At 63.9% G+C, this 13,686-nt stretch carries 10 protein-coding genes and 2 pseudogenes; 5 read left to right on the top strand and 7 right to left on the bottom strand.

Features of this window, described 5'->3' with window-relative positions; all coding sequences use genetic code 11:
- Positions 1–27 precede the first annotated feature (27 nt).
- The gene (locus ACVDG8_RS38010) at positions 28–234 is read left to right on the top strand and encodes a MucR family transcriptional regulator (protein ID WP_455707949.1); all 207 of its coding nucleotides are present in this window, start codon (positions 28–30) and stop codon (positions 232–234) included.
- Positions 235–463: 229 nt separating this feature from the next.
- Here ACVDG8_RS38010 and cydB read toward each other — a convergent pair.
- From cydB to ACVDG8_RS37975, 7 genes and pseudogenes are all read right to left on the bottom strand, one after another.
- A pseudogene (gene cydB, locus ACVDG8_RS38005) lies at positions 464–1,473 on the bottom strand (cytochrome d ubiquinol oxidase subunit II).
- A 4-nt stretch (positions 1,474–1,477) separates the two neighbouring features.
- Positions 1,478–2,916, bottom strand: a pseudogene (locus tag ACVDG8_RS38000) (cytochrome ubiquinol oxidase subunit I).
- A 145-nt stretch (positions 2,917–3,061) separates the two neighbouring features.
- Positions 3,062–3,775 carry an OmpW/AlkL family protein gene (locus ACVDG8_RS37995; protein ID WP_447250524.1) on the bottom strand — a complete coding sequence of 238 codons (714 nt, stop codon included), beginning with the start codon at positions 3,773–3,775 and terminating at the stop codon, positions 3,062–3,064.
- Positions 3,776–3,781: 6 nt separating this feature from the next.
- Positions 3,782–4,690: a 3-hydroxyacyl-CoA dehydrogenase gene (locus tag ACVDG8_RS37990; RefSeq protein WP_447250523.1), complete on the bottom strand. Its 909-nt coding sequence runs from the start codon at positions 4,688–4,690 to the stop codon at positions 3,782–3,784.
- Positions 4,691–4,722: 32 nt separating this feature from the next.
- Complete coding sequence (locus tag ACVDG8_RS37985) at positions 4,723–6,219, bottom strand: CoA transferase (RefSeq protein WP_447250522.1); 1,497 nt, start codon at positions 6,217–6,219, stop codon at positions 4,723–4,725.
- Positions 6,220–6,258: 39 nt separating this feature from the next.
- On the bottom strand, positions 6,259–7,560 hold the full coding sequence (locus tag ACVDG8_RS37980; RefSeq protein WP_447250521.1) for an NAD(P)/FAD-dependent oxidoreductase: 1,302 nt from the start codon (positions 7,558–7,560) through the stop codon (positions 6,259–6,261).
- Positions 7,557–8,519, bottom strand: a complete 963-nt coding sequence (locus ACVDG8_RS37975; RefSeq protein WP_447250520.1) for a 3-hydroxyacyl-CoA dehydrogenase NAD-binding domain-containing protein — start codon at positions 8,517–8,519, stop codon at positions 7,557–7,559. The genes ACVDG8_RS37980 and ACVDG8_RS37975 overlap by 4 nt, the downstream gene beginning before the upstream one ends.
- A 426-nt stretch (positions 8,520–8,945) precedes the next feature.
- Here ACVDG8_RS37975 and ACVDG8_RS37970 point away from each other — a divergent pair, with 426 nt between their 5' ends.
- The 4 genes from ACVDG8_RS37970 (at position 8,946) to ACVDG8_RS37955 (ending at position 13,630) form a co-directional block, all read left to right on the top strand.
- On the top strand, positions 8,946–10,316 hold the full coding sequence (locus tag ACVDG8_RS37970; RefSeq protein WP_455707948.1) for an HlyD family secretion protein: 1,371 nt from the start codon (positions 8,946–8,948) through the stop codon (positions 10,314–10,316).
- A gap of 71 nt (positions 10,317–10,387) precedes the next feature.
- Positions 10,388–12,655: an ABC transporter permease gene (locus ACVDG8_RS37965; RefSeq protein ID WP_455707947.1), complete on the top strand. Its 2,268-nt coding sequence runs from the start codon at positions 10,388–10,390 to the stop codon at positions 12,653–12,655.
- A gap of 19 nt (positions 12,656–12,674) precedes the next feature.
- Positions 12,675–12,890: a hypothetical protein gene (locus tag ACVDG8_RS37960; RefSeq protein WP_455707946.1), complete on the top strand. Its 216-nt coding sequence runs from the start codon at positions 12,675–12,677 to the stop codon at positions 12,888–12,890.
- Complete coding sequence (locus tag ACVDG8_RS37955) at positions 12,869–13,630, top strand: HlyD family secretion protein (RefSeq protein WP_455707945.1); 762 nt, start codon at positions 12,869–12,871, stop codon at positions 13,628–13,630. The genes ACVDG8_RS37960 and ACVDG8_RS37955 overlap by 22 nt, the downstream gene beginning before the upstream one ends.
- The last annotated feature ends 56 nt before the right edge of the window (positions 13,631–13,686 follow it).

The following is a 13,686-nucleotide window of genomic DNA, read 5'->3' as shown; positions in this document are numbered from 1 at the left end:
AGCTCGGGCCTGTGCCGCTCAGCCAAATTGCGCAGCAGTTGGTCGAGCCAGAGCGCTGCCTGGCGTTCACCGTCGGGTCCGCATAGGCGCAAATGGGGCCTTCCGGACGGGTACCCTATGGTTGCGCCCGCATACAGCCGCGCTCGGTCGCGTATTGCACGGTCTAGCTCCCTCGATGGGCCGTTAGGGCAAATTTGGCGGCTGGGTTGGAGTGCGCCCCTTGGTGCCCGATGAAGATCGCGCCGACTACGTCGTAAAGCGGCAAGCCCACATCTCCGTTGACACTGGACACTGGCCGTCGCCCGCTGACGGGCCTTTCGAACCGACAGGCAGGTGCGGTCAAGATGGCCAGGAGCGGGATATCAATGCGGAAGGGCAACGCGCATCACGGCGGCTAGGACGCCGACGGTGATCACGCCACCTGCCCAAAGTCCGACGAACCAGAGCAGCCGGCGCACCATCGTCAGTGATATCCAAGCCCAGGTTTCACCTTGCCACGGAACAGCCAGTACACGAACCCCGTGTAGGCGAGGACCAAGGGGATGAGCACGGCGGCGCCGACTAAAAGGAAGCCCTGGGTCGAAGCTGGCGCCGCGGCGTCCCAGATAGACAGTCCCGGCGGCACCATCATCGGCCACATGCTGACGCCTAGCCCGATGTAGGACAGCAGGAAGAAACCCAGGCTGCACAGGAAGGGCCGAAGCTCTCGGCCTTGCCTGAGGGCGGTGAAGAACATCCAGGCCATTGCAAGCACAAGAGCTGGGACCAGCGCCGCACCGAACGCGCCGGGCAGCGTCAGCCACCGGCTTCGGAAAGGAGCGCTCAAGCCTAGCATGGCGAGCGAGACAACGCCGATGAAGACGAGGAGCGCCCAGCCAAGGCGCGTCGCGACAACGCGAAAGCGGGACTGAAGCATGCCTTCGGTCTTCCAGATCAGCCAACATGCGCCAAGCAATCCATATCCGGTCACGAGGGCTACACCTGTCAGAACGCTGAAGGGTGAGAGCCAGTCCCACCATCCACCCGCATAGCTTCGCTCGGAGACCTTCACACCCTGAACGTAGGCGCCCAGTGCGATCCCTTGCGAGAAGGCGGCCGCGTAGGATCCCCATTGGAACGACCTGTCCCAACGGCGCTGCTCACGATCGGTCCGAGCCCTGAACCGCATCTCGAAAGCTACCCCCGAAATACCAACGCCAGGAGCATTGAGATCAGCGGCATGTAGAGCGCCGGCAGGAGAGTGGCGTAGGCAAGCGGGAAGACGGCGAATAGGCCTCCGCCGCCGAGGACCAGCCAAGTCTCGTTGCCATCCCAGACCGGCGCGATCGAATTGACCATGAGATCTCGCTCCGCCTTTCCGTGGACCAAGGGGAAGAGGATGCCAACGCCGAGGTCAAAGCCGTCCAAGGCGACATAAGCAAAGATAGCCACCGCGATGAGCAGGGCCCAGATCAAGGGCAGATCTAAAGTCATGGGATCACTCCGCGGGATGGATCGCCGCCATTACGCCGGCCCGTTCGGGCAGGCCGGCGATGGCCGAAGCACCGGTGATGCCAGCTGTACGCACCGGCTGATCAGGCGGCAGCCCCGGATCGGCCGCCTCTGGCGGCTGGCGGAACAGGTATAGCAAATAGGTTACGCCGGCGCCGAACACGGCTGTATAGACAACGACGAAAGCCAGCAACGAGACGACAAGCGCGGGCGCCGCCACCGGGCCTACGCTGTCGGTAGTGCGAAGCAGGCCGTAAACCGTGAACGGCTGACGCCCTGCTTCGGTCGTGATCCACCCCGCTGTGACGGCGAGAAGACCGGCAGGGCCCATCGCCACTGCCCAGCGGTGCAGCCAGCGGGCGTCGTAGAGCCCCCTTTCAGGCGGACGACCAGGGAGGTTAAACCGAGCGCCACGATCAGAAGACCCAGTCCCACCATCGTCCGGAAGGCGAAGAAGACCAGGGGGATGTTGGTCGGCCAGTCGGAACGAGGCCATGCCTTCAGACCCCGCACTTCTCCGTTCAGGCTATGGGTCAGGTAAACGCTGGCCAGTTTGGGAATCGCGATGGCGTAGCGAGTTTCAGCGGCCTCGGCGTCGGGCCAGCCGATAATGATGGAGGACGCTCCGCGCTCGGTATTAAAGGCACCCTCCATGGCGGCCACTTTCGTCGGCTGGTGCTCGAAAGAGTTCAAGCCTTGCAGGTCACCTAGCCCCATTTGCAGCGGACCGATGACCGCCGCCATCCACATCGCCATGGAGAACATCACCCGTGCCCGTGGATTGGCGCGATCCCGCAAGAGGTGGAAGGCGCCGACGGCCCCGATAACGAGCGCGGTCGTCAGGTAAGCGGCCACCACCACGTGCATGTAGCGGTACGGGAACGACGGGTTGAATATCGCCTGGATCCAGTTCGCTGGCAGGAAACGGCCATCGGGTGACCTAACGAAGCCCGCCGGCGTCTGCATCCAGCTGTTCGCCGCCAGGATCCAGAAGGTGGAGATCAGGGTGCCAATTGCGACCAGGCACGTCGCTGCGAAGTGCAGCTTTGGGCCAACCCGCCTTAGGCCATACAACATGACGCCGAGAAAGCCAGCCTCCAGGAAAAAGGCTGTCAATACCTCGTAACCAAGGAACGGTCCGATGACGGGGCCGACCTTATCGGAAAAGGCCGACCAGTTCGTACCGAACTGGTAGGACATAACGAGGCCCGAAACCACTCCCATTCCGAACGCGACCGCGAAGATCCTCAGCCAGTAATGAAAGACATCGAGAAAGACGGCCTTTTTGGTCGCCAACCAGAGGCCCTCAAGCACCGCCAGAAAGCTCCCGAGGCCGATCGTGAAGGCTGGAAACAGGAAATGCCAGACCACCACGAAGGCGAATTGGGCTCGCGCAAGATCAAGCGCGCTCGGCAGATGGTCCATGGATTTAACCTCGCGGTAGAATAGTGAGCCTCGGAGACCCTCGCGGAATACTGTTGGACCGAGTAGCCGCGCTCTATCCCCCGCCTGGGGGATCTAAGCACCAATTCGGATGGAGGCCTGCGCCGGAGGCAGGCGCGGCCAACCTTCAGAACCGGTAAGACAGCCCACCCACGAGGACAGTCGGATTGAGCCGAATATCCGCCTTGATCGGTGCCGAGCCCAGGTAGGCCGTCGCAGTGGTCTTCAGCAGCGCCTTCTTGACGTCGAAGAATAGCGACCAGTGACGGTTCACGACGTATTCGGCGCCGAACTGCACCGCTGCGCCGACGTGATCACGCACGTCGAGATGGCGGATGGCCCCATCTTCGTTGTTGAAGATCAGTAGGAAGACCGGGCCCGCCCCGACATAGGGCTGAAAGCGACCAAACTGCGTGAAATGGTAGTGGGCGGTCAGGACCGTTGGACCGTAGCGAATGCGCCCTAAGGTCGCCAGCGAACTAAGCGAGCCCGCACCCTCCACAGTTGCCAACGGCGGATACCCGCCGGTCAGGGACATACCGATATTGCCCCAACGATAGCCAAACTCAGTGATAAGGGTTTCATTCGACCCGATCTTGACCGTGCCGCCGGGAATGACCGTTCCGGCGGCTTTTACCGTGGCGCCGGCATTGAAGGCGAGCGTTCCTGGCCCGAAATTCACGTAGAAACCGTGCGTAGGCGCTGTCCGAACGGTCGAGTCCGAGCCCTGCCCTGCTAAGGGCTCTTCAGCCCGAGCTTCCGAACAAATGAACGCGAGAAGGCTGATTCCGGCCAAGGCCTGGATCAGAGTTTGCGCGGGGAAGGAAAGCGGGCTTGGCACGGCGGCTCATTCCTCGAGGTAAGCGATTCCTGTCAGAGGACCATGGCCTGAGAAGACCACCTTTCCCACGTCCGGGCGGTCCAGACTGAGGACGTGCACGAAGCCGCCGAGGTCGCTGACGAAGGCGCGCTTGTTGCGGCGGTCGATCGCCAGGCCGATACCTTCGTGCAAGCCGGTCAGGACGATCTCACGGACCATCGGCTGATTTGGCCTAATCAGAGCGCGGTTCAGGGTGTTGCCCGCAGGCGGAGCGCCACGGTCGGTCCAGTAGAGATGTCGGCTTTCAGCGACCCATTCGAGGTCAATGGGTTCGGGCAGATTTTCGAAAAGCACCTCGATATCGGGACGGTGGGCAGGATCGGCGCCCTTTGGCAACTCTAGGCCGGCGCGCAGGATGCGGCCTTCGCCGCCGTCGGGTTTGCCTTTCTGCGTCCAGTAGAGGAAGCCGCCGGCAGCATCGAACGCCACGCCGACGCAGTGGCGACGGCGATCATGGCGCTCTTCCTCCGTTGAGCCGGTCTGCACGAGCACAGTCACCGCCGAGCCGTCGGCGCGCGCCCGCATGACGCGCATTCCTTCGCGGTCGCACCAGTAGATTAAGCCGCGCTCCGCGTCGCATTGCACCTGCTTGGGGGTAAAGGTCCCCCCCTTGGGCACGATGGTGGCGTGGTTTTTGCCATCGAGGTCAACCCGCTCGATTGAGCCGTCGTTGACGAAGAAGTCTTCACCGTCGTGGCTCGTGCCCATGTGAGTCCAGAAGATGTGACGGTTGATGGGGTCGACCGCGATGCCATCAGGCGCGACGCCAAGATCGGGCGCCAGCACCTGTATGTCCTCTCCGTTGGGGGATACCGACAGTAGGCGAGAAGGATTGCCAATATTGAGCAGTAAAAGCCTGGCCGAGTCTGTGGTCATGAGAATCGTCTCCGAAATGGGATTTGAAATCCTTAAAGCCACTGGGGTTGTGCCGCGCCGCGTGGCTCGAGCACGAAACGGTAGGCGCCGGGGGTCTCCGACATCACCACCTGTTCAGTGACACCGGTATAAACGCCCATGGGCGTAACCGCCGTGAACTGGTCCGGCGTCACGTAGGCGTGCTCGTCATCAGAGCCTGCCATCGACTGTGCATAGTCCTTTTCGAAGATGCCCATCGAGATCAGCCAGAGGGTCACTCGGGATAGGGAGACCACGACCTTGTAGCTGCCTCCTTCGACGGCGCGGCGCTTCAGCGCCTGCAGCACCCCAACAGTCGCCAGCCAGCCAGCAACGTAGTCGTTGACCACTTTGATCGGAGGCGGCACGGGCTTGTCATCGCTGCCCTCCAGGCAAAACAGCCCCATCGTCACGCCAGTGGAAACATCGAAGCCCACCCGATCTGACCAAGGTCCGTGAGGATTGGCGTAGACGACCTGGGTATGAATCAGACCAGGGTGGGCCTTGCAAAGTGCATCGGCGGTGAGGTCGTGATGCTCTAGATAGCCCGCGCGGCGGTTCGAGAAGAAAATGTCGGCCCCTGCCATCAAATCCATGAACTTGGCGCGCCCATCGAGGTCCTTGATCCGGAGCCAGCTCGACCGCATCCCGACATGGGAGGTGTAGTAGAAGACGTTGTGCTCCCAATCCTCCGGCGCCCATACATTGAGGACGTCCGCACCATGCAGCGCCAGCCCTCGCCCGATCGAAGCGCCCGCGATGACGTGCGCAAGGCCAAGCGCGCGGATGCCGGAGAGCGGATCGCGGGCATCTGGCGTGAAGGGTTTCGGATTGCCGTCCGCTATCTTCTCTACGGACACCAGCGGAACATCCCGCAGGCCCTGCTGGTAAACGTCCATTTCAAGAATCTGCCTGAGAGGCCGGGCGACCGGCATCACCAATCCGGCCTTGATCGCCGCCTGCTCCAAGGCCTCGCTGTCCCAGTTCTTTACGGCCTTGGCCACCAACTCCGGCGTGCTCGGCACGTTCAGCAATTTCGCCAGGCCGAGGTGGATTTGAGGATAAGGATTGGTCGGCAGAATCCATTTGCCGTCCTTCGTCTCGTACATGTTTGCGAAGTAGGGATTGTCCGGATCGGAATACATGCCTCCGTCGTAGCCGTTCACCGTCTCCCATTGACGGTCAATGAAAGGGCTGAACCGACGCAAGGCCTTACGAACATCGACATGGATATCTTGCGAGCGCCCGGTCCTCATCCGCCAGATCGAAGCGACCTGGGCCGCCTTCGCCGCAAGACTTACGGCCGACATGGCGCCGAAGCGTACGACGCTGGGGACGATCGGGTCCTTGCCGTAGAACGAGAGCGCACCGCCCGTCTGCGAGCACGATGCGCCGACACTTTGAAGCAAGGCCTCGGTTTCGCCCGCCAGATCGAAGGCGCCGTCGGACACGCGATTTGCCAGGTTGAACTGGAGCTGCTGGGTGAGCTTTTCGCCGGTTTCGATGGACATGGTGACCTCCTTGGAAGAGTGAGCGCGGTTAGGGGAGCTTCAGTGGAGCTTAACGGGGGGCGCCGAGCTTCGTCGCAGCCGATCGGCCAGCGCGAGGACAGCCGCATGGCCCCTGCCGATCAGGGCCCCGCGATGCATCAGCTGAAGCGCGACGTAGAGGATCTTTGGGGTCAGTCCACGGAAGGTGATGGGACTGCGCGCCGGGCTCGGAAACTCCCCTGCAGCGGGACCGCTCCCCAGCGAGACCAGCGACCCCATTGGCCGGTAGGCGAAAGGGCGCGGTGCACGCTTGCGCCGCTGCGGCGCTAGCCGCTTCGTGAGATAGGCCGCCTGCTGGTGGGCAACCTGCGCCGTCGCCGGCAGCGGGCGCTGGGTCGTCGGGTGGAGGACGAGGGCGCAGTCCCCCAAAGCGAAGATGTCGTCGACGCCCTGGCAGCGAAGATGATCGTCGCACACGAGCCGTCGTGATCGGTCGACCACTAACCCCTTCAGATTGGCGGCCACCGGCCGACCGATGACGCCCGAGGCCCAGACCTTCAGCCCACACGGCACGAATTCGCCGCCCTTAAGGACAAGCCCCTCAGCCGTGATCCGCTCCACGCCCGCGTTCAGGCGGACCCGCACACCCATCCGCTCGAGCGTGCGCATAGCGAAAGCGGAGGTCGACGGGTTGCTGTTAGCGAGCACGTGCGGCGCCATGTCGACCAGCGTGATCTCAAGTTGCCCGACGGACATCAGGCCGCCGAAACGATCCATCGCGTGGACGGCGTGGTGGAGTTCGGCGGCAAGCTCCACGCCAGTGGCGCCGGCCCCGACGATGCCGACGCTCAGCCGATCGACAGCCCCGTCCGAAACCCGGACCGCCTGCTCCAGGAAGTGACGCTGGAAAGCGAAGGCCTGCTCGCCGCTGTCCAACATGTGGCAATACTCGGCCACGCCCTCAATGCCGAAATCATTGACCTGCGAACCGAAGGCCAGAACCAGCCTGTCGTACGGGATCTCGCGAGCCCCCAGGAGATCGCCGCCCTTGCTGTCCTTGACCGCGGAGAGCGAGAGGGTCTTGGCCTCGGGGTCGAGCCCGACCAAGGCGCCGAGGCGAAAACGGAAATGGTTGGCCCGGGCGAGCGCCAGGTAGGACATCTCGTCTTCGCCCGCTCCAAGCAGGCCAGCGGCCACCTCGTGCAGACGCGGCTTCCACAGGTGGTGCGAGGCGATATCAACCAGGGTCACGTCCAAGGTCGAGCGGCCAAATCTGCGCCCGAGCGCGGCAGCAAGCTCCACTCCGCCCGCCCCGCCGCCGACGATTACGATCCTGTCGCGGCTGGCGACGGGCGGGCTCAAGCTTCACTCTCGAGTTCAGCCAGCCCCTTGATGACCGCGACCTCTTTGTCGTCGCGGGTTTCGGACAAGGCGTAGAAGGACGATGCTCCATAGGAAGGCCCGAGTTGTTTCGCGAGCAGCGTCTTCGTGGCATCGTCAAAGCTCGCCTTGCCCAGGTGCTTCCACGCCAGCTCCATCGGCGGGCCTAAGTGCTCCATGAAGTGAGCTAGGCCGCCTGGACCGCCGCCGAGATGGAACGACAAAAAGGGGCCCGAGGTCGCCCAGCGAATCCCCAGCGAGCTGGTCACCACGTCGTCGAGCTGACCAAGCGTGACGACGCCTTGGGCGACGAGGAAGACCGACTCCTGGAAGATCGCAGCCTGGAGGCGGTTAGCGACGAAACCCGCGATCTCCTTCTTGATCTCCAAGGCGACCTTGCCGACGCCGTTGTAGAAATGGAGCGCTCGCGCGGTGATCGCCGGATCGGTTTTCGGCGTCGGAACGACCTCGACCAGCGGCATCAGATGCGGCGGATTGAACGGATGGCCGATCACCAGCCGTGACGGGTCCGCCATTTGGATTAACTGTACGGAAGCCGGGATAGTTGAACTCGAGGAAAACAGCAGGGCGTCCTTGGGCGCCGCTGCTTCGATGGTCCTCCAGAGCGCCTGCTTGAATTCGACTTTCTCGGGCCCGCACTCCTGGACCACATCGGCCGTCGCCACCGCTAGGGCGTTGTCCTTTTCGAACAAAAGGTTGGCATCCACATCTGGCTCCTCATAGCCCAGCGCCTTCAGCGCCGGCATCGCGGCAGCGATCAGGGCGCGCGCTTTCGACCCGATCTCCGGATCGGGGTCGCTGACGATCACCTTGAGGCCGTTTACTAGGAAGAGCGCGGCCCATGAGGCGCCGATCACCCCACCGCCGATGATGGCGGCCGTCTTGCCTGCGTAGGCGTGGTGCGAATTGAGATTTGGCATAGAAGGCTCCACAATGACGTTGAGGACGGGCGCCGTCGGTCGGGACGTCGTCTTCACAAAGGCTAGCGAGATGGACGTCGTCCTCGTATCCCCTAAGCGGGGGAGCGCGAGCATGGTCGTGGGGGGCGACCGGGTGCGGCGTGTACCAGCTCCGCAACCACGGTGCGTCCTGGCCGCACCCGTTTCGATGTGTCCGCTTCTGGAGGCGCCGAGCGCCCCTGCCCGCTTCCCTCCCCTTCATCGACGGCTTTCTGCCCCGTTCGGGGGATATTCCGGATGTCAATGACTTTCTACGTTCCCTTCATTCCCATGCATTGGATGTGGGTCTCCCCGACGCTCGTGACATGCCCGAATGACCTCGCCGATTCCAGACGCCGCGACATGTGAGCGTCACGCAGAGCTTGACAACTGACCGCCGCCGGCTCGTTGGCGATCGGTTTGCCGCTGGTCGGGTGCGACGTCCCGAAATGGATGTCCTGCGCGCTGAGTTGGAATGCTCGGCGCGATCAGGCGCGTTTCCTGATGCTGGCGCTCGGCTTGCCAGCTCATTGCCAACCTCGTCGATACCACGATGCCGATAGACCAAGTGATGCAAATGCAACGGTACCCACAGCGTCCAGTCGCAACCACGCATTCGTCTTGCAATCTTTCGAACCCGATTCTCGGAAGTTCAAAAATTGCGAAGCAGCGCAGGGTCGCGCCAATGAAGAGCAAAGCGAGTCCTCCAACATGGCGACAGATCTGTTAAAGCCGGCCCAATTCGATCAGGAGAGGTCTGTCTCGTCTCCCCCGGCCCCTGTGCCGCCGCCGAGCAAAGTCTCCAACACCGCCGCCATTATCGTCGTCTTGACCGTTGGGGCGATCGTCGGCCTGTCATTGTGGTACCTCGTCCAGCCTCAACCCCTGGTGGTGCAGGGAGAGGCGGATGCCACGCGCATCGACATCGCCGCGCGAGTGGATGGCCGAGTGGCGCTACGGCCGGTGTCGCGCGGCGATAATGTCGCGCCGGGGCAGGTGTTAGTTGCGATCGACAACCCCGAACTCCTGACCAAGCTCGCCGAGGCGCAGGCCGCCAAGCGCGTCGCTGAGGCCGACCTTGCGCGCATCGTGGTCGGCACCCGGCCCGAGGTGGTCGCGGCGCGCAAGGCCGCCGTCGCCGCCAGCGAGGCGAGCCAGACGCTGGCACAGCAGACCTATGACCGGACCAAGCAGCTGACCGAGCGCGACTTCTCCTCAGTCCAGAAGCTCGACGAAGCCACGGCATCGCTCGACGTGGCCAAGCGCGGCGCCGAGCAGGCCAAGCTCGCTTATCAGGAGGCCCTCGCCGGATACACCGCGGAGGAACGCGGCGTCGCAACCGCCGCTGTCGCCAAGGCCGATGCGGCGATCGCCACGCTCCAGGCCCAGAATGCCGAGCTGACGGTCAAGGCGCCGGTGGCAAGCCAAGTCTATCAGATCGGCGCCGAACTCGGGGAATATGTCTCGCCCGGCGTGCCGCTGCTGTCGCTTGTTGATCTCGGTGACGTCTGGCTACGCTTCGATCTGCGTGAGGATCTCGTCAGGGGGCTGAAGGTCGGCGACCATTTCACAGTCCGAATCCCGGCGCTCGGTGACGCACCTGTCGCCGTTGCGGTGCGAACGATCGCCAGCCGCGGCGAGTATGCAGGCTGGCGGGCAACGCGCGCCACCGGCGATTTCGACCTGCGAACCTTCGAGGTGCGCGCCTATCCAATCGAGAGTGTCGCGATGCTGCGGCCGGGCATGAGCGTCTACGTTGACTGGACGGGAGCGCGCTGATGCCACAAGCCTTTCGCCACGGCCTCGTCGGCGTCGCCGCACGCGAAGTGGCGTGGATCTGGCGCGACAAGGTGGCGCTGCTGCTCGTCGTCGGTATTCCGCTGATCGCCTTCGCGCTGCTGGCCACGACCTTCAGCAACGCGGTAATCCGGGACCTTAAGGTCGACGTGGTCGACCAGGACCGATCGCAGACGTCGATGACCTTCGTACAGGCGATCAGTTCGGCGCCGGGCGTTATTGTGACCGGGCGCTCGGTGGACCTGAACGGGGCGATGCATGCCATCCGCTCTGGCGAGGCGATCGCCGCGGTCTACATCCCGCAGAACCTCGAACGTGACATTTTGGGCTCGCGACGGCCGCAGGTCGTGATTTTCTTCAACAAGCAGTTCTTCACGCCCGGCAATGTGGCCGAAAGCGCGTTGCACGCTGCGGTCTCGGCGGCGATCGCTAACCTGCCGGCCGGCGCGCGCAGCGCCGCCTTCACGCCGGGTCAAATGGTTGTAGAGCAATATGTGCTGACCAACCCTGCCTTGAACTATGCCCAGTTCCTACTGCGGGCGATCCTGCCGACGGTGCTGCACATCATCATTGCCATCGCTGGCGGCTATGCCGTTGGGTCGGAATTCACGTCCCGCAGCACACAGGAATGGCTGGCGGCTGCGAGCGGCCGCCCACTGACTGCCCTGGTCGGCAAGTTGGCACCTTATTTCGGCGTCTTCCTAGTGATGATGGCACTCGGCCTTGGGATTATCCACGGTCTTTATCAGATCCCGTTCCGTGGCGATCCCGTGCTAATGGCGGCCGCCGCCTTCCTCATGATCATTGCCTATCTCTCGCTCGGAGCCTTCTTCCAGCTCCTGGTCAAGAACCTTGCGACCGGCCTGAGCGTGACCGGCATTATCTGCTCGCCTGCCTTCGGCTTCGCCGGGGTCGGGTTTCCCCTTCTTGCGATGGGCACTTTCGCCCGCATCTGGGGCAGCCTGCTGCCACTCCGCTGGTACATCCAGATACTCTTCGATCAAGCGGCGCGCGGCGTGCCGGCTTACGATTCGGTGCAGCCGTTCATGATGCTGGCTTCCTTGGCGATACTCTACTTCGCGCTTGCCTGGCTGCGGCTCGGCGCCATCGCATCTCATCCGGTGTCGAAGCCCGTGGAAGCAGCCGGTGCCGGCCGGCCGGTCCGCGCCGGCATCGTTCCATCGTTCGCCGCCGAATACGGCCGCGTGCTGCACGATCGCGGCGCCTTCGGCCTGATCGTGTTGGCACCTATCATCTACGGCCTGTTTTATCCGCAGCCCTATCTGGGCCAGCTCATCCGCGGCATTCCGATCGCCGTCGTCGACGACGATGGCTCCGACCTGAGCCGCACGATTGTCCAGGCTCTCAACGCCGATGAGGCCATCACGGTGGCGCTGCGGCCGACCACCCTCGCGGAAGCGCAGGCGGCCCTCGCCCGGCGCGAAGTGTTCGGGATCCTCGCCATTCCGGCCGGCACGGAGCGCGATGTGCTCAAGGGCGACAAGGCGAGGCTGCCGGCTTTTGTAGATTCCGCCTATTTCCTTCTCTACAGCCGGACCCTCCAGGGCATTCAGGAAGCCACAGGCGCAGTCACAGCGGACCTGGCCGCGCGTAGCGCCCGCCCGGATGGCAGCCTATATCGCGCCGCGCTGGCGAGAAGCTCGCCCGTCGAGATCCTGGACCAGCCGCTGTTCAATCCGACCGGCGGCTATGGCAGCTATATCGTTCCCGCCGCCTTTTTGCTGATCCTGCAGCAGACGCTTCTGATGGGTTCGGCGACGCTCGGCGGCGTCGCGTTCGCAGCAGGCGGTCGCGGCGCGCGACGCCAGAGAGGCGGCGCCATGGCGGTGATCGGCCAGGGGCTCGCGCATCTCCTGCTGGCACTTCCGGGCTTCGCGCTCTTTCTCGTCGTGCTGCCGCGCGTCTATGGCTTCTCTGCCAGCAGCGACGTGCTCGCCATCCTAACGCTGGCCATTCCGTTCATTCTCGCTGTCAGCTTCCTCGGGCAGTTCGTCGGCACGTGGTTCCGGCGTCGCGAGACGGCGGTGCTGCTGCTGATCGCCATCAGCCTGCCGCTGTTCTTCCTCGTCGGCGTCGCGTGGCCGCCTGAGGCGATTCCGCCGATCTTGCGAACAGTCAGCGCCGTGTTTCCCAGCACATTCGGGATCCAGGGGCTGGTGCGCATCAACCAGATGGGGGCCACGCTGGCGGACGTCTGGCAGGACTGGGCCAGGCTTTGGCTGCTCACCGGCACCTATGCGGTCCTCGCCGTCGTCGCTGCCTGGATAGTCACCGCAGGGAGGGCGTCGGATGAGCGCTAAGGCGAGACATCGTCTATCAATGCTGCTGGCGGTTCTGGCTGCGGTCGGGTTCGCTATGCTGGTGACGAGGGCCTGGCGGGAACAGGAGCCGCGTCCGGCAAACCCCGGCATGGTCCGGCAGACCGAAATCCGCATCGCGCCCGAAGTCACGGGCCGCCTGGCCGCTGTCGCGGTCAATCCCGGCCAGCACGTGCGCAAGGTGATTTTCTCGCCGTGCTCGATAATCCGGACCTGACGGCCGCTCTCGGCGAGGCCAAGGCCGCAGCGGCCAGCAACAAAGCCGATCGTGACAGGGTCTATTCAGGCGTTCGAGCCGAAGAGGTCGCAATCGCGGCTCAGGCGGTGCAGACGGCGCAGGCCAATCTCCAGCTGGCCCAGCAGCGGAACGCCCGGATGGTAGTTCTGGCTGCGAAGAACTTCGCCAGCCGCCAGCAACTCGAAGAGACAACGGCCTCGCTGGCCAAGGCGCAGGCCGACCTTGACCTCAAGCGGGCGCAGTCCGCAGTAGCGAGCGCTGGTCCTATCGCCGAGGAGCGCGCCCTGGCGGATGCCAAGGTGGCGCTGGGCGAGGCGACGGCCGCCGATCTGGAGGCGCGCCTGGAAAAGACCCGTCTCGTTGCGCCCGTCGACGGCACCATCGGGATCCGCGTTGCCGAGCCCGGCGAGATCATCGGTCCCGGAAAGCCGGTCATGACCATGGAAGTCGACGGTCAGCGCTGGTTCACGTTCACCTTGCGCGAAGATGCCCTGCAAGGAGCGACAGTCGGCGCAACTGTGCCGTTGACGACGCAGGAGGGGCGGAGCATCGAGGCTCGCGTTACGGAACTGCGCCCGCTGGGCGAGTTCGCAACCTGGCGCGCCGCCCGCGCCGCCGGCGATCATGATCTCAACGCCTTTCGCCTGCGGCTCGAGCCTGTCGCCCCCGTCGACGGGCTGGAACCGGGAATGACGGTGTGGCTCGCCGGGCAGCGGTAAGACTGAACTGGAGGTGTTATGCCGGCATTCCAGCGGTACGATCGGTCCGATGCTGA

This window comes from Mesorhizobium sp. ORM8.1 (genome assembly GCF_053005525.2).
Note: the sequence above shows the minus strand (reverse complement) of the source record. Positions and strands in the feature narration are given on the sequence as shown.

What these genes read in the sequence shown, in the direction of transcription:
- ACVDG8_RS37975 (WP_447250520.1), bottom strand. Translation starts at nt 8,519, where the DNA reads ATGCCAAATCTCAATTCGCACCACGCCTACGCAGGCAAGACGGCCGCC.
- ACVDG8_RS37990 (WP_447250523.1), bottom strand. Translation starts at nt 4,690, where the DNA reads ATGACCACAGACTCGGCCAGGCTTTTACTGCTCAATATTGGCAATCCT.
- ACVDG8_RS37985 (WP_447250522.1), bottom strand. Translation starts at nt 6,219, where the DNA reads ATGTCCATCGAAACCGGCGAAAAGCTCACCCAGCAGCTCCAGTTCAAC.
- ACVDG8_RS37960 (WP_455707946.1), top strand. Translation starts at nt 12,675, where the DNA reads ATGCTGCTGGCGGTTCTGGCTGCGGTCGGGTTCGCTATGCTGGTGACG.